The organism is Jiangella alkaliphila, assembly GCF_900105925.1.
Classification (GTDB): domain Bacteria; phylum Actinomycetota; class Actinomycetes; order Jiangellales; family Jiangellaceae; genus Jiangella; species Jiangella alkaliphila.
Map to the genome: position 1 here is coordinate 700,116 of NZ_LT629791.1, position 17,525 is coordinate 717,640.

A 17,525-nucleotide genomic window follows, 5' to 3' on the forward strand; every position below is an offset into this window, starting at 1 on the left:
GGGGCGATGCGGTCGTGGCGCACCCGTTCGCCAGCATGCTGGTCACGCTCGGCTTCCTCCGCTCCGAACTCCACCTCGCCGACGACACCCGCGAGCACGACGGGTGCGCGACGCCTACCTCGAGGCGTTCGCCGAAGCTCGTGACGGAACTCGAGCTGGCCTGCCGGGTCGGCAAGATCGCGCGGTCGCTGGTCTGGCTCCCCGCGGTACGCGCGGAGGGCTTCGAGAGCGCCGGGGCCTTCCGGCGGGCGCCACTGTCGTCGCTGGCCGCGGTGCTGGCCGAGTCACCGATCGACCTCGGCTGACCCAGCGCCAGGGCCCACCAGACCACGGTCACGGAACGACGCCGGTCGGCTCGATGACGTAGTGGACGCCGGTCAGCTCCTCCGAGCGCTCCCACAGCCACGCCGCGCGGACGGCGTCGCGCGACCGGCCGATCGTGCCGACCACCTTCGGGTGGCCGCGGCGCTGCAGGAACCCGTCCGGCCCGATGCAGACGCCGCCCCGCACGTCCGGAGCGGCCGCCGCGTAGAGGATCGGCAGCACGCCCATCTCGGGACGCTGCGCCGGTCCGCCGGCCAGGATCTTGCCCTGCAGCGAGGTGTCCCGGCGCTGCCCCTCGGTCGCCGAGACGCCCGGATGAGCGGCGACGGACACCGTCCGGCGTCCCGCCGCGGCCAGCCGGCGCTGCAACTCGTAGGCGAACAGCAGGTTGGCCAGCTTCGACTGCGCGTAAGCCAGCCAGCGCTGATACCGGCGACGCTCCCAGTCGAGGTCGTCGTGGACGCGGCCGAGCACGTGCAGGCCGCTGGACACCGTCACGACCCGGTCGCGCACGCGGTTGACCAGCAGCCCGGTCAGCGCGAACGGCGCGAGGTGGTTGACGCCGAGGTGCCGCTCGAAGCCGTCCGCCGTCGTGTCGTGCGGCACCGCCATGACACCGGCGTTGTTGATCAGCACGTCGACGTCGCGGTCGAGGCCGGTGGCGAACGCCCGCACCGACGACAGGTCGGCGAGGTCGAGCCGGCGGAGCTCGGTGGCGCCGTCGATCCCGGCGGCCACCGCCCGGCCCTTGTCGAGGTCGCGGCAGGCCATGATCACCGTCGCGCCGGCGCCGGCCAGCGCGCGGGCCGCCTCCACGCCGAGTCCGCTGGTGGCGCCGGTGACGACCACCGTGCGCCCATGCTGGTCGGGTAGGTCTGCTGCCGTCCATCCGGTCATGTCGAGCCTCCTCGCCGCCGTGCCGGTGTCCTCCGACTCGGCCGGGCGACGTCATCGCCCGGCGCGACCCGCCGCGGGGCGGCCGGTCTTGCTCAGCGCGCTGGCCGGCGTCGACCGGCGGCAGGGCGACGCCTGGGCGTCGAGCCGTGCCGCCGGCCGTACGTCAGACCCTCAGTGGCTGGACGCCCAGCCGCCACGCGGCTGCGGTCCCCAGCCAGGGCGGGCCGGCGGCCAGTCGCGGCGCTCGCCGGACCGGTCGTCGCGGCTCGACGGTGCCCAGCCGCGGCCGGCGCCCCGTCCACTCGGGCCGTCCCAGCCCCGCCGGTCCCAGCCGCGCCCGGACCAGCCGGGCCGCTGGCCGCCGCCGTCGTGCCACCAGTGGCGCCGCCGCCCGGGCGGCCCGCCGAACAGGAACAGCAGCCCGAAGACGAACAGCAGCCACGGCGCCACCAAGACGATCAGGAACAGCAGGCCGCCGAACGCCATCATCGCCAGCGGGATCGTGAGCAGCATCCGCCCCACCGGCCGCGGCCGCCGGGCCCGCGGCGAAGGCGAGGCCTCCGCCCGGACGGCGACCGGCTGCGGCAGGTCGGTGAACAGGTCGTCGAGGTCGTCGCCGTAGCGTGCGGACCACGCGCGGCCGGACCGCTCGTCGAACTCGTCCTTGGTGAGCCGGCCCGCGGCGAAGTGCTCGCCGAGGGCCGCGACAGCCGCATCGCGCTCGACGTCACCGACCCGGAAGGCCGCCGCGCTCATCGGGAGCCACCTTCCGCGTCGTCACCGTCGGCGAGGATGCCGTACAGCTTGCGCCGGGTGTCGGACAGCACCTCGCGGGCGCGTGTCTGCTGGTCCTCGCTGCCGGTCGCCATGATCTGCCACAGCGCCTGCGCCGTCTGGCCGATCAGCGGACGCAGCCCGGCCGCGTCCTCGCCCTCGGCGTTCGCCGACATCGACTCCCACGGCGCGTTGACCTCGGCCTCGTGCGCCTGGACGTACTCCTCGCCCTCGGTCGTGAGCCGGAACGTCCGCCGCCCGTTCTCCTCCTCGGCGCGCACCAGGCCCTCGTCCTCGAGCTGCTGCAGCGTCGGGTAGATCGATCCGGGGCTCGGCTTCCAGAAGCCGCCACTGCGCTCGGCGATCTCCTGGATCATCTGGTAGCCGTTCATCGGCCGGTCGGCCAGCACCCCGAGGATCGCCGCGCGGATGTCGCCGCGACGCGCCTTCGGGCCACGCCGCGCCCAGGGCGGCCCGCCCCACGGCCCGCCGGCCCACGGCGGTCCGCCCCAGGAGCCGCGGCCCCCTCCTCCGAACATGTCCCACGGCCCGAAGCCGTGGCCTCCGCGTCGTCCGTGCATCGTTCTCACCTACTCCTCCATCGAACGGTCGCGATACTCAGACGATATATCGCGATCGCTCAGACGACAACCCCCCAACGGAGTTACAGTCACGAGGTGACGACCGACGAGTTCCATCTGCGGGCCACCTCCTTCGGCGGGGTCGCCGACGTGTACGAGCGCACCCGGCCCGGCTACCCCGACGACGCGGTGCGCTGGCTGACCGGCGACCGGCCCGTGCGCGTCCTCGACCTCGGCGCCGGGACCGGCAAGCTGACGCGTTCGCTCATCGCCGCCAGTCACGACGTCGTTGCGGTCGACCCGTCCGAGCTGATGCTGGCCCAGCTCCGGGCCGCGTTGCCCGACGTCGACGCGCGGGCGGGGTCGGCGGAGCGGCTGCCGCTGGACGACGCGACGGTCGACGTCGTGACGGCCGGCCAGGCGTACCACTGGTTCGATCCGGCGACGGCGCTGCCCGAGATCGCCCGCGTCCTGCGGCCCGGCGGACGGCTCGGCCTGGTCTGGAACCTGCGCGACGACTCCGTCGGCTGGGTCGACGAACTCTGGTCGATGTTCGGCGACCACGAGGGCCGCCGCGCCGACGACCCGGAGGTGATCCCGCCGTTCGGGCCGGTCGAGCAGCGGACCTTCAGACACGAGCAGCGACTGGACCGCGACGGCCTGCTCGGCCTGGTCGCGTCGCGCTCGTACGTCGCCATCCTCGCCGCGCCGGAGCGGGATGAACTGCTCGGCCGCGTCGGCACGCTCTACGACCGCGTCGCCGGCCCGGACGGCGTCGTACTGCCCTACCTGACGCACTGCTTCCGCTCCACCCGCGCCTGACACCCGCCCGGCCGCCGCGGCATCGCAGGGCGCGGCGGACATTCCGAGCCGGACGCGGACGGACGGGGCGGATTCGCGCGGCCGGGGCGAGTAAGGTTAGCCTCTGCTCATGCCCGCTCCGCCCGTCGACCGGCCTCCTGAGCCGCCGTCCGGAGGCGCCGCGACGGCGGTGAGCTCGGCCGACGCCGGGACCGCCGCGACCGCTGCCGACGCCGCGAGGGCCGCGGCCGGGCTGGTCCGCACGACCCGCGGCCGGCTGGTGTGGCTGGGCGTCTGCGCGGTCGTGCTGGCGGTGACCTGCCTGGCGAGCATCGCGATCGGCGCGAAGTACATCCCGCTGGACGACGTCGTGCGGGCGCTGTTCGACTCCGGCGACGCGAACAACCAAGTCATCGTCGGGGACATGCGGGTGAACCGGACGCTGCTCGGCGTGATCTGCGGCATCGCGCTGGGGCTGGCCGGCGCGCTCATGCAGGCGCTGACCCGCAACCCGCTCGCCGACCCCGGCATCCTCGGCGTCAACGCCGGCGCCGCGTTCGCCGTCGTGCTGGGCGTGACGTTGTTCGGGTCGATGAGCCTGTACGGCTACATCTGGTTCGCGTTCGCCGGCGCGGCGCTGGCCAGCGTCGTCGTCTACGCCTTGGCGTCGGTCGGACGGGGGCAGACGTCGCCGGTGCGGCTGGCGCTGTCGGGCATCGCGTTGGCGGCGGTGCTGCTCGGGTTCACCCAGGCGATGGTGATCATGGACCCGCAGGTCCTCGACGTCTTCCGGTTCTGGCAGGTGGGCTCGCTGGCCGGGCGTGACGTCGAGACCGTCGGCTCGGTGCTGCCGTTCATAGTCGTCGGCGTTCTGCTCGCGCTGGGCCTGGCCCGGACGCTCGACGCGATGGCGCTCGGGGACGACACCGCGGCGGCGCTCGGCGTGAACGTGCTGCTGGCCCGGGTGATCGGCGTGCTGGCGGTGACGCTGCTGTGCGGCGCGGCGACGGCGGCGATGGGCCCGGTCGCGTTCGTCGGGCTGATCGTGCCGCACATCGTGCGCGCGTTCACCGGCCCGGACCAGCGCTGGATCCTGCCGTTCTGCCTGGTCGTCTCGCCGATCCTGCTGCTGGCCTCCGACATCGTCGGCCGGGTCGTGCTGTCGACCGGCGAGCTGCAAGTCGGCATCGTCACGACGGTCATCGGCGGCCCGGTGCTGATCGCCCTGGTGCGCCGCCGCCGGATGGTCGCGTCATGACGGCCCCGCCGGCAACCCCACAGGCCGCGCCGACCCGGCGGATCACCGTCGCGCCCACCGACCTGTCGCCCACCGCCTACGTGCTGCGCGGGCCCGGCGAGACGTCCGTCCGGTTCGACCGCCGCGTCGTGCTGATGTGCGGGCTGCTCATCGCGATCCTGGTGGCGGTGTTCGTGACGTCGCTGGCGGTCGGCGACTTCACCATCTCGCCGGGCGACGTGGTCCGGACGCTGTTCGGGAACCCGCCGGACCCGCTGGCCGACTTCATCGTCAACGGCCGCCGGCTGCCCAGGGTGCTGGTCGCGTTCCTGGTCGGCGGCGCGCTCGGCGCGTCCGGCGCGGTGTTCCAGAGCCTGTCGCGCAACCCGCTGGGCAGCCCGGACGTCATCGGCTTCACGTCCGGCGCGTCGGCCGGTGCGGTGTTCGTGATCCTGGTGACCGGCGGCAGCATGCTGCAGGTCGCCGGCGGCGCCGTCATCGGCGGGCTGGCCACCGCGATCGCCGTCTACCTGCTGGCCTACAAGCGCGGCGTCCAGGGGTTCCGGTTGATCCTCGTCGGCATCGCGGCCGGCGCCATGCTGACGTCGGCGGTCCACTACATGCTCATGCGGGCCGAGCTGATCCAGGCGGCGAGCGCGCAGGTCTGGCTGACCGGGTCGCTGAACACCCGCGCCTGGGACCACGTCATCGCCGTCGGCATCGGCGTCGCGGTGGTCGCGCCGCTGCTCGCCGTCCTGTCCCGGCCGATGCGGCTGATCGAGATGGGCGACGAGGCCGCGACCGGGCTCGGCGTGAACGCGGAACGGACCCGGCTCGGCATGCTGATCGCCGCGACGATCCTCGCGGCCATCGCCGTCGCCGCGGCCGGGCCGATCGCGTTCATCGCGCTGTCGGCACCGCACCTGGCCCGGCGGCTGACCGGGGCGTCCGGCGCGGCGGTCGGCGCGGCCGCGCTGATGGGCGCCGCACTGCTGGGCGCCAGCGACCTCGTCGCCCAATGGGTGCTCCCGACGCCGCTACCGGTCGGCGTGGTGACGGTGTGCATCGGCGGTCTCTACCTCGTCTGGCTCCTCGCGCGGGAAGGGCGGCGCAACCATGTCTGAACCCCGGCTGCACGGGAACGACCTCACGCTCGCATACGACGAGCGGGTCATCTCCCGCGAGCTGTCCGTGTCGATCCCCGACGGGTCGTTCACGGTGATCGTCGGGCCGAACGCGTGCGGCAAGTCGACGCTCTTGCGCGCGCTGGCCCGCATGCTCAAGCCGTCGGCCGGCGCCGTGCACCTGGACGGCCAGCTGATCACCCAGTACTCGACGAAGGAGGCGGCGCGCCGGCTCGGGCTGCTGCCGCAGTCGTCCATCGCGCCCGAGGGCATCACCGTCGCCGACCTCGTCTCCCGCGGCCGGTATCCGCACCAGAAGCTGTTCCGGCAGTGGTCCGCCGCCGACACCGAGGCGGTCGCCGAGGCGATGGCGAACACCGGCATCACCGACCTGCGGCACCGCCGGGTCGACGAGCTCTCCGGCGGGCAGCGGCAGCGGGTCTGGCTGGCGATGGTGCTGGCGCAGCAGACGCCGATCCTGCTGCTCGACGAGCCGACGACGTTCCTCGACATCGCGCACCAGATCGAGGTGCTCGACCTCTGCCACGACCTGCACATGTCGCACGGCCGCACGCTGGTCGCCGTCCTGCACGACCTCAACCACGCCTGCCGCTACGCCACGCACCTGATCGCCATGCGCGACGGCGAGATCGTCGCGGAGGGCGCGCCCGGGGCCATCGTCGACGAGACCCTGGTGCGCGAGGTGTTCGGGCTGGCCTGCCGGATCATCGACGACCCCGAGACCGGCACGCCGCTGGTCATCCCCGCCGCGAAGCAGCCGCTCATCACCACTGCGTGAAGTCGGCGGCCGCCGCCTCGCGCAGCGCGGCACGGAACGCCTGCACGGGCAGCGGCGCGGGCGAGCGGCCATAGGTCGCGACGGCGACGGCGCGGCGGTCGCCGGGCAGCGGGTCGACGCGCACGCCGGGATGCCGGTTGGCCGTCAACGCCAGCCCGGGCAGCGTGCTCACGCCCAGCCCGGCCGCGACCAGCGCCTGGACCGCCACGTAGTCGTCGGTCTCGAACGCGATGGCCGGCGTGAACCCGGCCCGCTCGCACGACTCGACGAGGTGCGCGCGGCACCGCTCGCAGCCGGCGATCCACCGCGCATCGGCGTGGGCGGCGAGGCCGCCGTCCGGACGCGCGCGGGCACCGTCCGCGGGCGTCACGAGGAAGAGCGGCTCGGTCAGCAGCGGCTCGACGGTGACCCCGCGCTCCTCCAGCGCGCCGTGCGTGAAGACGACCGCGACGTCCACGACGCCGGTGCGCAGCGCCGTCAGCGCGGCCGGCGGCTCGGCCTCGGTGAGCGCCAGCTCGACGTCCGGATACGCGGCGGCGAACCGGGCCGCGGCCGCCGGGACCAGCGTGGCCAGCGCCGACGGGAACGCCGCCAGCCGGACCCGGCCGGTGCGCAGGCCGGCGTGCGCGGACAGCTCGGCCTCGGTGGCCTCGACCTGGCCCAGGATCTCCTCGGCCCGCCGCGCCAGCAGTTCCCCCGCCTCGGTGAGCCGCAGCCCGCGGCCGGCCCGCTGGGTCAGCGGCAGCCCGACCTCCGCCTCGAGCCGGGCGAGGTGGTGGCTGACGGACGGCTGGGCGTAGTGCAGCGCGTCGGCGGCCGCCGTGACTGATCCCTCGCGGGCGACCGCGACCAGCACCCGCAGCCGGGTCAGATCCAGCATGACCAGCAAGCATAGACGCCGTCGATGCTCAGCGAGAAGACCCGCATTGGACCTATGAGTCGCCGCGCGCGACGGTGGACCGCATGGAGCCACCCACCCTCGCCGACGTCCTCGACGCGCAGCGGCTGCTCGCCCACCATCTGCCGCCGACGCCCACCTGGAACTACCCGGCGCTCGACGCTGCGGCCGGGGCGACGGTGTTCGTCAAGCACGAGAACGCCCAGCCGACCGGCGCGTTCAAGGTGCGCGGCGGCATCACGCTGCTGTCGCGGCTGGACCCGGCGGAGCGCCAGCACGGCGTCGTCGGCTACTCGACCGGCAACCACGCGCAGTCGCTGGCCTACGCGGCGCGGCTGTTCGGCGTCCCGTGCACGATCGTCATGCCCGAGCGCCCCAACCCGGCCAAGGCCGACGCCGTCCGGCGGCTCGGCGCGGAGCTGGTGGAGTTCGGCGCGACCTTCGACGACGCCGCGCCGCACGCCCGCGCCCTGGCGGCCGAGCGCGGGATGCGGCTGGTCAGCGCGGCGGACGAGCCTGACATCGTCGCCGGGGTCGCCACGGCGTACGCCGAGCTGTTCGCGCAGCAGCCGCACCTGGACGCCGTCGTCGTCCCGGTCGGGAGCGGCAGCGGCGCGGCGGCGGCCTGTCTGGTCGCGGCGGCGCTGGCGCCGGAGTGCGAGGTGATCGCGGTGCAGGCGGCGGCCTCGCCGGCGGCGCACGACTCCTGGCGGCACGGCGAGCTCGTGCGGCGGCCGAACCGGACCGCCGTCGAGGGGCTGGCGACCGGGTCCGGGTTCGCGCTGCCACAGCGGGTGCTGCGCGAGCGGCTGGCCGACTTCGTGCTGGTCGACGACGAGCAGATCGCGGCGGCGCAGCGGCGGCTGCTGCTCGACGCCCACACGCTGGCCGAGGGCGCCGGTGCGGCCGCGCTCGCCGCCGTCCTGGCCGACCCGGACCGGTTCGCCGGCCGCCGGGTCGCCGTCGTCTGCACCGGCGGCAACGCGAGCGAGGCCGAGCTGCGCCGCTGTCTCCACGTTGCCCCACCGGCCGCTGAGCGGCCGTGGGAGGTCGCCGCCGCCCAGTAGGGTCCGGGGCATGGAGTCGCAGGTCGTCGTGTTCGTCGTCGCGGTCATCGCGGTGTCGCTGGCGGCCGTCCTGCTGACCCGGCTGGTCCGGTCGCGGCTGGTGCTGGGCACGACCGAGGACCAGACGACGTACCGGATCCTGCACACCACGAGCCTCGCCTCGCCGGAGCTGCGGGCCGGGCTGGCCGCCGGCGCCGACAAGGCGGTCCGGCACCTGCGCGAGCTGCTGGCCACGCCCGCGCTGGCGCTGACCGACGGCGACGGCGTCGTGACGTGGGACGGCGCCGGCGGCAACGCGCACGTGCACGACGTCCGGCGGCACGCGGCCCGGGCGCTGGACGGCAACACCGACGTGCTCGGCCCGGCCGTCGTCGAGTGCGACCGGCTGGACTGCCCCGTCCGGCACGCCGTCGCGGCCTCGCTCACCTCGGACGACCGCGTCGAGGGCGCGCTGATCGCGTACACGTCGGCGCGGCCGTCCGCCGGTCTCGTCCGCGCCGTCGAGGAAGTGGCCCGTTTCGTGTCGGGGCAGCTCGAGCTGGCCGAGTTCGACCGCGAGCGAGCCAAGCTGGCCGAGGCGGAGATCCGGGCGCTGCGGGCGCAGATCTCGCCGCACTTCATCTACAACGCGCTCGGGGCGATCGCGTCGTACGTGCGCACCGATCCCGAGCACGCGCGCGAACTGCTGCTGGAGTTCGCCGACTTCACCCGGTACTCGTTCCGGCGCCACGGCGACTTCACGACGCTGGCCGAGGAGCTGCGCTCGATCGAGCGGTACCTGACGCTGGAGAAGGCGCGGTTCGGCGACCGGCTGTCGGTGACGCTGCGGGTGGCGCCCGAGGTGCTCCCCGTCGCCGTCCCGTTCCTGTGCCTGCAGCCGCTGGTCGAGAACGCCGTCCGGCACGGGCTCGAGGGCCGCGCCGACCCGGGCCACATCACGATCATCGCCGAGGACGCCGGCAACGAGGCCCTGATCAGCATCGACGACGACGGCGTCGGCATGGACCCCGAGCTGGCCCGCAGCCTGCTGACCGGCGACGGCGCCGGCGACCGCGTCGGCCTCGGCAACGTCGACGAGCGGCTGCGCGCCGTCTTCGGCGACGAGTACGGCCTGGTCATCGAGACCGCGTACGGCGCCGGGACGAAGGTCAGCCTGCGCGTGCCGAAGTACCGGCCGGGCGTGCACGCGACCTGACGCTGGCTTCGCCGGGCGGCGGGCATTAGCCTCGCGGCCATGCTCAGCGTTCTGGCGGTCGACGACGAGCCACCGGCGCTCGCCGAGCTCGCGTTCCTGCTGGAGCAGGACGAGCACGTCGGCCAGGTGCTGACCGCCGGCGACGGCGCCGCGGCGCTGCGACTGCTCGAGCAGCAGCACGTCGACACCGTCTTCCTCGACATCCGGATGCCCGGGCTGTCCGGGCTCGACCTCGCCCGCGTGCTGGCCCGGTTCCGCCGTCCGCCCGCCGTCGTCTTTGTGACGGCCTACGACGACCACGCCGTCACCGCGTTCGACCTGCACGCCGTCGACTACGTAATGAAGCCGTACCGGCGCGAGCGGCTGTTCGAGGCGATCCGGCGGGCCACCGACGCCGTCAGCGACGCGCGGGCCGCGGGCGACGACGAGGACGACGAGACCATCTCGGTCGAGCTGGGCGGCGTCACCAGGTTCATCCGGCGCAGCGAGGTCGCCTACGTCAGCGCCCAGGGCGACTACGCGCGGCTGCACACCGCCGACGGCGCCAGCCACCTGCTGCGGGTGCCGCTCGCGACGCTGGAGGACCGCTGGGCGCCGGCCGGGTTCGTCCGCATCCACCGCAGTTACCTCGTCGCGCTGACGTCCATCGAGGAGCTGCGCGCCGACGCCGGGCGGTACACCGTCGTCATCGGCGACACCACGCTGCCGGTGAGCCGGCGGCACACCCGCGAGCTGCGCGACCGGCTGGTCCGGCGGGCCGGCGGGACCCGGTGACCCGATGACGGAGCGGGTCACCGTCACCGGACCGCGGCGGCGCCGGCCGCCCGCCCGGCGGCGCGCCGTGACCGCGGAGATCGACGCCCAGACGCAGCTCGGCGAGGTGTACATGCGGGCGCTGCTGCGGGCCCAGCTGCGGCTCAGCCTGGCCGTCGCCGGCGTCGTGCTGGGGCTGCTGGCCACCCTGCCGCTGCTGTTCGCGCTCGCGCCGCGGGTCACCGCGATCGAGCTGGCCGGTGTGCCGCTGCCGTGGCTGGTGCTCGGCGGGCTGATCTACCCGGCGCTGGTCGTGGCCGCCTGGTTCTACGTCCGCGCGGCCGAACGGGTCGAGCGCGACTTCGGCGACATGGTGAACCGGTCGTGAGCTCGTCGGCCGGCATCATCGCGGTCGTCGTGACGGCGCTGGCGACGGTGCTGATCGGCATGTACGGCGTCCGCGCCGCCCGCACGACCAGCGACTTCTACGTCGCCTCCCGCACCGTGACGCCGTGGTGGAACGCGTCGGCGATCGGCGGCGAGTACCTGTCGGCGGCGTCGTTCCTGGGCGTGGCCGGGCTGGTGCTGGCATACGGGACCGACATGCTGTGGTTCCCGGTCGGCTACACCGCCGGCTACCTGATGCTGCTGGTGCTGGTGGCGGCGCCGCTGCGGCGGTCGGGCGCGTACACGCTGCCCGACTTCGCCGAGGCGCGGCTGGAGTCGGCGTACGCGCGGCGGGCGGCCAGCATCCTCGTCGTCACGATCGGCTGGCTGTACCTGCTGCCGCAGTTCCAGGCGGCCGGGCTGACGCTGCGGACGGTGACGGGCGCGCCGCAGTGGGCCGGCCCGGTCGTCGTCGCGGTCGTGGTGCTGGTGAGCGTACTCGGCGGCGGCATGCGCAGCATCACGTTCGTCCAGGCGTTCCAGTACTGGCTCAAGCTCACCGCGCTCGCCCTGCCGGTGATCTTCCTGTTGCTGGTGTGGCAGAACGACGGACGGCCCGAGCTGGCGGCGCCGGGCGAGCCGGTGTTCGAGGAGGCGACGTCGGTCGAGGTCACGATCGACGTGACGGTGGACGTGCCGTCGCGGGTGGTGGTGACCAGCGACGGCCGGCCGCTAGTGCTCGAGCCGGGCGAGCACGACGTCGAGGCCGGGACCGTGCTCGATTTCCCGGCCGGCGCCCCGATTCCGCACGCGACGTCGCTGACCCCGATGAGCGGCGAGTCGTGGGCACTGCCGCTGACCGCCGGTGGCGATCATCCGCTGTACGCGACGTACTCGCTGATCATCGCGCTGTTCTTCGGGACGATGGGGCTGCCGCACGTGCTGGTGCGGTTCTACACCAACCCCGACGGCCGGGCCGCGCGGCGGACGACGCTGGCGGTGCTGGGGCTGCTCGGCGTGTTCTACGTGCTGCCCGGGCTGTACGGCGCGCTCGGCCGGCTGTACACGCCGGAGCTGCTGCTGACCGGCCGCACGGACGCCGTCGTGCTGGTGCTGCCCGGGCGGCTGATCGACGGCGCGGCCGGCGAGGCGCTGTCGATGCTGGTGACGGCGGGCGCGTTCGCGGCGTTCCTGTCGACGTCGTCAGGACTGACGGTGTCGGTGGCCGGCGTGCTGTCGCAGGACCTGCTGCACAGCCGCGTCCGCAACCCCGTCACCGGGTTCCGGCTGGGCGCGTTCCTTGCGCTGCTGGTGCCGATCGGGCTCGCCCTGACCAGCCCGTTCCTCGGCATCGCCGACGTGGTGGGCCTCGCCTTCGCCGTCGCGGCGTCGTCGTTCTGCCCGCTGCTGCTGCTCGGCATCTGGTGGCGGCGGCTGACGTGGCCGGGCGCGGTGGCCGGGCTGCTGGCCGGCGGCGGCGCGTCGACGGCCGCCGTCGTCGTGACGATCCTCGGCGGGCCGCAGTCCGGCTGGATCGGGGCGCTGCTGGCGCAGCCGGCCGCCTGGACGATGCCGCTCGCGTTCGTCGTGATGATCGCGGTGTCGCTCGCGACCCAGCAGCACCTCGCCCCCGGCGTCAACCGCACCATGGTCCGGCTGCACACCCCCGAGAACCTCGACCTCAACCGCGGCGACTGGGACCCCGAGGACCGCTGGCGCACCTGAATCAGGTGGCAGCCACCAGCGGCACACCCAGCCGTGTAGCGACCTGCTCCATGCCACTGTCACGGGTGCACAAGCGCGCATCATGATGCAGAGCGGCCGACACATACAACGCGTCGTAGGCGCTGAGGTTGTCGAACATCGTGACTGCGGTGCTCAACAACACCGGGATGTCCAGCCGGTCGATCGGAGCCGTGGCCAGGGCATCGACATACACGGGTAGATCCTCGCCCTTCAGGTGCCCACCGCGGACCAGACCGCGGAGGACGGACAGGACCTCGGCATCGAGATGTGCCGGTGCCGCAGCCTCGCCGGTCATCAGCACACTCATGTATCCAGACGTGTGATCTCGCAGCGCCTCCGCAACGACCGACGCGTCGACGACGATCACGGCGCGAGGTCGGCGTCGCGTTCGGCTCGGGCGGCACGCAGCACCTCGAGCGTGTCGACCTCACCCGAGATCGGCGGCAGTGCCGCCACGCGGGCCTCCCAAGCTCGGTGCGAACCGCCGTCCTTACCGCGCAGTCTCTGATAGTCCGCCAGCGAGATGACCGCGGCCACGGCCTGCCCGCGTCGAGTGATGACGGTAGGAGTAGTGCTCGCCGCGCGCTCGACGACATCGGCCAAGTGCTGGCGGACCTGGCGGATCGACTCGATCGGAGCTTCAGCCATGTACCAAGTGTACCACTGCAATTCACTACGCCATCTCGCGACCGCTCGTCGCAGATCAACGACCGTTCGTCGCAGGCGTGACCTCCGCACGCCGATCTCTCGAACCGCTCAGCGCAGGCCCGAGCGAGGCGTCTCCCCAGGCCGGAGCGGCCGGCCCTACGGTGGCGCCCCGAGCCGGATCACTGTGAGCCGGACCACATGACGACGAGGAGGTCGGAGCGTGGCCAGTCTCGAGACACCCCCGCCCGAGCGGGCCCTACCCACCGCCGAGGAATACGAGCGCATGCAGGCCAGCCCGGAGTTCGCCGAGCTGCGCCGGAGGTTCCGCAACTTCGCGTTCCCCATGACCGCCGGCTTCCTGGCCTGGTACCTGGTCTACGTCCTGCTGTCGACGTACGCGGTCGACTTCATGTCGGAGCGGGTGGTCGGCAACATCAACGTCGGCCTGTTGTTCGGGCTCGGGCAGTTCGCGTCGACGTTCCTGATCACGTGGCTGTACATCCGGCACGCCGACCGGAACCTGGACCCGATCGCCAAGCAGATCCGCGACGAGCTGGAGGGGGTGCGCTGATGGACAGCCACGTCGGAAACGCCGGGGTCAACATCACGATCTTCGCGGTCTTCGTCGCGATCACGCTGGTCATCGTGCTGCGCGCGTCGCGGAACAACAAGACCGCGGCGGACTACTACGCCGGCGGCCGGGCGTTCACCGGCCAGCAGAACGGCATCGCGATCGCCGGTGACTACCTGTCCGCGGCGTCGTTCCTCGGCATCGCCGGGGCCATCGCCATCTACGGCTACGACGGCTTCCTGTACTCCATCGGCTTCCTGGTGGCGTGGCTGGTCGCGCTGCTCCTGGTGGCCGAGCTGCTGCGGAACACCGGCCGGTTCACCATGGCCGACGTGCTGTCGTTCCGGATGCGGCAGCGGCCGGTCCGCACGGCGGCGGCGACGTCGACGCTGGCGGTGTCGTTCTTCTACCTGCTGGCACAGATGGCCGGCGCCGGCGGCCTGGTCGCACTGCTGCTGGGCGTGACGGACCGCGGCGGCCAGGGCGTCGTCATCGCCGTCGTGGGCGCGCTGATGGTCTTCTACGTCCTCGTCGGCGGCATGAAGGGCACCACGTGGGTGCAGATCATCAAGGCGATCCTGCTGATCACCGGCGCGTTCATCATGACGATCTGGGTGCTGGCACAGCACGACTTCAACCTGTCGCAGCTGCTCGGTGCGGCCGTCGACAGCGCCGGCGGCGCTGCGGGCCTGCTGGACCCGATGAACCAGTACGGCGCGACGGAGACCTCGAAGCTGGACTTCATCTCGCTGGCGCTGGCCCTGGTGCTCGGCACCGCCGGCCTGCCGCACGTGCTGATGCGGTTCTACACGGTGCCGACGGCGCGCGACGCCCGGCACAGCGTGACGTGGGCGATCGCGCTGATCGGCCTGTTCTACCTGCTGACGCTGGTGCTCGGCTACGGCGCCGGCGCGCTGGTCGGCCCGGAGGAGATCCTGGGCGCACCGGGCGGGGTGAACTCCGCGGCTCCGCTGCTGGCCTACGAGCTGGGCGGCACGATCCTGCTCGGCATCATCGCCGCCGTCGCGTTCGCGACCATCCTCGCCGTCGTCGCGGGCCTGACGATCACCGCGTCGGCCTCGTTCGCCCATGACGTGTACGCCAACGTCATCAAGAAGGGCGAGCTGGGCGCGAACGACGAGGTGCGGGTCGCCCGCATCACGGCGGTCGTCATCGGCGCCGTGGCGATCCTCGGCGGGATCCTGGCGAACGGTCAGAACGTCGCGTTCCTCGTGGCGCTCGCGTTCGCCGTCGCGGCCAGCGCGAACCTGCCGGTGATCCTCTACTCCCTGTTCTGGCGGCGGTTCAACACCCAGGGCGCCGTGTGGAGCATCTACGGCGGTCTGCTCACCGCGGTGACGCTGATCGTCTTCTCGCCGGTCGTGTCCGGCAAGCCGGAGAACCCGGAGACCGGACGCAGCCTGTCGATGATCCAGGACGTCGACTTCCACTGGTTCCCGCTCGACAACCCCGGCATCATCTCGATCCCGGCCGGCTTCCTGTTCGGCTTCATCGGCGCCCGGCTGTCGAAGGAGTACAACCAGGCCAAGTACGCCGAGATGGAGGTCCGGTCGCTCAGCGGCGCCGGCGCCGAGAAGGCCACGTCCACCCACTGAGACCGGCGCGCGCTGCCGTCGACCTCGTCGTCCTTGCCCAGCGGGCACATGCGATGGTGAGGTAGACGGCAGCGCGCTCGGGTGCGCCGCCGGGGCAGCCCGTTGCCCGAGATCACTGACATGAGGAGCAGACGAACGTGACCAATGACGCTCTCTCCAATCTGCTGCACGAGGACCGGAGCTTCCCCCCGTCCGCGGAGTTCGCCGCCCAGGCCAACGCGAAGGCAGACCTGTACGAGGAGGCCGCGGCGGACCGCCTCGCGTTCTGGGAGCGCCAGGCGCGTGAGTTGCTGAGCTGGGACACCGAGTGGTCGCAGGTCCTCGACTGGACCAACCCGCCGTTCGCCAAGTGGTTCGTCGGCGGCACGCTCAACGTCGCGTACAACTGCGTCGACCGCCACGTCGAGGCCGGCAACGGCGACCGCGTCGCGCTGTACTGGGAGGGCGAGCCCGGCGACACCCGCACGCTGACCTACGCCGACCTGCAGCGCGAGGTCTCGAAGGCCGCCAACGCGCTGACGGAGCTGGGCGTCGGCCACGGCGACCGCGTCGCGATCTACCTGCCGATGATCCCCGAGGCCGCCATCTCGATGCTGGCCTGCGCCCGCATCGGCGCCATCCACTCCGTCGTGTTCGGCGGGTTCTCCGCCGAGGCGCTGCGCAGCCGCATCGAGGACGCCCAGGCCAAGCTCGTCATCACGGCCGACGGCGGATTCCGGCGGGGCAAGCCGTCGGCGCTCAAGCCGGCCGTCGACGAGGCCGTCGCGAAGTCGCCGTCGATCGAGAAGGTCCTGGTGGTGCGGCGCACCGAGCAGGAGGTCGACTGGGACGCGAGCCACGACGTGTGGTGGCACGAGCTCGTCGACCGCCAGTCCGACCAGCACACCCCCGAGCCGCACGACTCCGAGGACACCCTCTACATCCTCTACACGTCCGGCACCACGGGTAAGCCGAAGGGCATCAAGCACACGTCCGGCGGCTACCTGCTGCAGGCCGCGTACACGCACCGCAACGTCTTCGACCTCAAGCCCGAGACCGACGTCTACTGGTGCACGGCCGACGTCGGCTGGGTCACCGGCCACAGCTACATCGTCTACGGGCCGCTGGCCAACGGCGCCACCCAGGTCATGTACGAGGGCACGCCCGACTTCCCCGAGCCCGGCCGCTGGTGGGACATCGTCGAGAAGTACAAGATCAGCATCCTGTACACGGCGCCCACGGCCATCCGCACGTTCATGAAGCAGGGCGAGGAGATCCCCGTCCGGCGCGACCTCTCGTCGCTGCGCGTCCTCGGCAGCGTCGGCGAGCCGATCAACCCCGAGGCGTGGATCTGGTACCGCCGCGTCATCGGCGGCGACCGCACCCCCGTCGTCGACACGTGGTGGCAGACCGAGACCGGCGCCATGATGATCAGCCCGCTGCCCGGCGTCACCGCGGCCAAGCCCGGCTCCGCGCAGACCGCGCTTCCGGGCATCTCGGCCGATGTGGTCGACGACGCCGGCAACGTCGTACCCGACGGCCACGGCGGCTACCTCGTGCTCACCGAGCCGTGGCCGTCCATGCTGCGCACCATCTGGGGCGACGACCAGCGCTTCATCGACACCTACTGGTCACGCTTCGAGGGCCGCTACTTCGCCGGCGACGGCGCCAAGAAGGACGACGACGGCGACATCTGGCTGCTCGGCCGGGTCGACGACGTCATGAACGTGTCAGGCCACCGCATCTCGACGACGGAGGTCGAGTCGGCGCTCGTGTCGCACCCGAAGGTCGCCGAGTCCGCCGTCGTCGGCGCCTCCGACCCGACCACCGGCCAGGGCATCGTCGCGTTCGTCATCCTGCGCACCGCGGCCGGCGACGGCGGGGCCGACGTGGTCCAGGAGCTGCGCAACCACGTGGCGCACGAGATCGGCCCGATCGCCAAGCCGCGCCAGATCATGATCGTGCCGGAGCTGCCGAAGACGCGCTCCGGCAAGATCATGCGCCGCCTCCTCCGCGACGTCGCCGAGAACCGCGAGCTGGGCGACGTCCAGACGCTGGCCGACCCGACGGTGATGAACCTCATCAGTGACGGCCTGTCGAAGGGCTCGTCCGAGGACTGACCCGGCGG

Annotated in this window: 19 protein-coding genes; 13 read left to right on the forward strand and 6 right to left on the reverse strand. The window is 72.9% G+C overall.

The window, feature by feature from the left end; genetic code table 11:
• Positions 1-14 precede the first annotated feature (14 nt).
• Positions 15-305 (forward strand): hypothetical protein, encoded by a 291-nt coding sequence (locus BLV05_RS03180; protein WP_046766499.1) that lies wholly within the window; start codon positions 15-17, stop codon positions 303-305.
• A 28-nt stretch (positions 306-333) separates the two neighbouring features.
• Here BLV05_RS03180 and BLV05_RS03185 read toward each other — a convergent pair whose 3' ends face one another.
• From BLV05_RS03185 to BLV05_RS03195, 3 genes are all read right to left on the reverse strand, one after another.
• A complete protein-coding gene (locus BLV05_RS03185) occupies positions 334-1,221 on the reverse strand; it encodes an oxidoreductase (RefSeq protein ID WP_046766498.1) in 888 nt (295 codons plus the stop codon).
• A 171-nt stretch (positions 1,222-1,392) separates the two neighbouring features.
• Positions 1,393-1,977 (reverse strand): DUF1707 SHOCT-like domain-containing protein, encoded by a 585-nt coding sequence (locus BLV05_RS36845; protein WP_052762023.1) that lies wholly within the window; start codon positions 1,975-1,977, stop codon positions 1,393-1,395.
• Complete coding sequence (locus BLV05_RS03195) at positions 1,974-2,576, reverse strand: PadR family transcriptional regulator (protein WP_046766497.1); 603 nt, start codon at positions 2,574-2,576, stop codon at positions 1,974-1,976. The genes BLV05_RS36845 and BLV05_RS03195 overlap by 4 nt, the downstream gene beginning before the upstream one ends.
• 96 nt (positions 2,577-2,672) lie before the next feature.
• Between BLV05_RS03195 and BLV05_RS03200 the strand changes: the two genes are divergently transcribed.
• From BLV05_RS03200 to BLV05_RS03215, 4 genes are all read left to right on the forward strand, one after another.
• The gene (locus BLV05_RS03200) at positions 2,673-3,398 is read left to right on the forward strand and encodes a class I SAM-dependent methyltransferase (RefSeq protein WP_046766496.1); all 726 of its coding nucleotides are present in this window, start codon (positions 2,673-2,675) and stop codon (positions 3,396-3,398) included.
• 109 nt (positions 3,399-3,507) lie between these two features.
• A complete protein-coding gene (locus BLV05_RS03205; protein WP_046766495.1) occupies positions 3,508-4,635 on the forward strand; it encodes a FecCD family ABC transporter permease in 1,128 nt (375 codons plus the stop codon).
• Positions 4,632-5,738 carry a FecCD family ABC transporter permease gene (locus BLV05_RS03210; protein ID WP_082154864.1) on the forward strand — a complete coding sequence of 369 codons (1,107 nt, stop codon included), beginning with the start codon at positions 4,632-4,634 and terminating at the stop codon, positions 5,736-5,738. The genes BLV05_RS03205 and BLV05_RS03210 overlap by 4 nt, the downstream gene beginning before the upstream one ends.
• Positions 5,731-6,537 carry an ABC transporter ATP-binding protein gene (locus tag BLV05_RS03215; protein WP_046766494.1) on the forward strand — a complete coding sequence of 269 codons (807 nt, stop codon included), beginning with the start codon at positions 5,731-5,733 and terminating at the stop codon, positions 6,535-6,537. The genes BLV05_RS03210 and BLV05_RS03215 overlap by 8 nt, the downstream gene beginning before the upstream one ends.
• Here BLV05_RS03215 and BLV05_RS03220 read toward each other — a convergent pair.
• Positions 6,524-7,417, reverse strand: a complete 894-nt coding sequence (locus BLV05_RS03220; protein ID WP_046766746.1) for a LysR family transcriptional regulator — start codon at positions 7,415-7,417, stop codon at positions 6,524-6,526. The genes BLV05_RS03215 and BLV05_RS03220 overlap by 14 nt on opposite strands.
• A gap of 83 nt (positions 7,418-7,500) precedes the next feature.
• On the opposite strand from BLV05_RS03220, the gene BLV05_RS03225 reads away from it, so the two are divergent.
• From BLV05_RS03225 to BLV05_RS03245, 5 genes are read left to right on the forward strand one after another with little or no spacing between them, the layout of a single operon-like run.
• Positions 7,501-8,502, forward strand: a complete 1,002-nt coding sequence (locus BLV05_RS03225) for a threonine ammonia-lyase (protein ID WP_046766493.1) — start codon at positions 7,501-7,503, stop codon at positions 8,500-8,502.
• A 10-nt stretch (positions 8,503-8,512) separates the two neighbouring features.
• A complete protein-coding gene (locus tag BLV05_RS03230; RefSeq protein WP_082154863.1) occupies positions 8,513-9,697 on the forward strand; it encodes a sensor histidine kinase in 1,185 nt (394 codons plus the stop codon).
• 39 nt (positions 9,698-9,736) lie between these two features.
• Positions 9,737-10,471, forward strand: a complete 735-nt coding sequence (locus BLV05_RS03235) for a LytR/AlgR family response regulator transcription factor (RefSeq protein WP_046766492.1) — start codon at positions 9,737-9,739, stop codon at positions 10,469-10,471.
• Between the two features lie 4 nt (positions 10,472-10,475).
• Positions 10,476-10,838, forward strand: a complete 363-nt coding sequence (locus BLV05_RS03240) for a membrane protein (RefSeq protein ID WP_046766491.1) — start codon at positions 10,476-10,478, stop codon at positions 10,836-10,838.
• Positions 10,835-12,562 (forward strand): sodium/solute symporter, encoded by a 1,728-nt coding sequence (locus tag BLV05_RS03245; RefSeq protein ID WP_046766490.1) that lies wholly within the window; start codon positions 10,835-10,837, stop codon positions 12,560-12,562. The genes BLV05_RS03240 and BLV05_RS03245 overlap by 4 nt, the downstream gene beginning before the upstream one ends.
• A gap of 1 nt (position 12,563) precedes the next feature.
• Here BLV05_RS03245 and BLV05_RS03250 read toward each other — a convergent pair whose 3' ends face one another.
• Complete coding sequence (locus BLV05_RS03250) at positions 12,564-12,950, reverse strand: type II toxin-antitoxin system VapC family toxin (protein ID WP_046766489.1); 387 nt, start codon at positions 12,948-12,950, stop codon at positions 12,564-12,566.
• Entirely contained in the window at positions 12,947-13,231 is a 285-nt protein-coding gene (locus BLV05_RS03255; RefSeq protein WP_046766744.1) for a type II toxin-antitoxin system Phd/YefM family antitoxin, read from the reverse strand. Before BLV05_RS03255 ends, BLV05_RS03250 begins: the two co-directional genes overlap by 4 nt.
• A 283-nt stretch (positions 13,232-13,514) precedes the next feature.
• Here BLV05_RS03255 and BLV05_RS03260 point away from each other — a divergent pair, with 283 nt between their 5' ends.
• The 3 genes from BLV05_RS03260 to acs all read left to right on the forward strand — a co-directional run bounded on the left by BLV05_RS03260 (position 13,515) and on the right by acs (position 17,517).
• Positions 13,515-13,802 (forward strand): DUF485 domain-containing protein, encoded by a 288-nt coding sequence (locus BLV05_RS03260; protein ID WP_082154862.1) that lies wholly within the window; start codon positions 13,515-13,517, stop codon positions 13,800-13,802.
• The gene (locus BLV05_RS03265; RefSeq protein WP_046766487.1) at positions 13,802-15,418 is read left to right on the forward strand and encodes a solute symporter family protein; all 1,617 of its coding nucleotides are present in this window, start codon (positions 13,802-13,804) and stop codon (positions 15,416-15,418) included. Before BLV05_RS03260 ends, BLV05_RS03265 begins: the two co-directional genes overlap by 1 nt.
• 137 nt (positions 15,419-15,555) lie before the next feature.
• Positions 15,556-17,517: an acetate--CoA ligase gene (acs, locus tag BLV05_RS03270; protein ID WP_046766486.1), complete on the forward strand. Its 1,962-nt coding sequence runs from the start codon at positions 15,556-15,558 to the stop codon at positions 17,515-17,517.
• Positions 17,518-17,525: the final 8 nt, after the last annotated feature.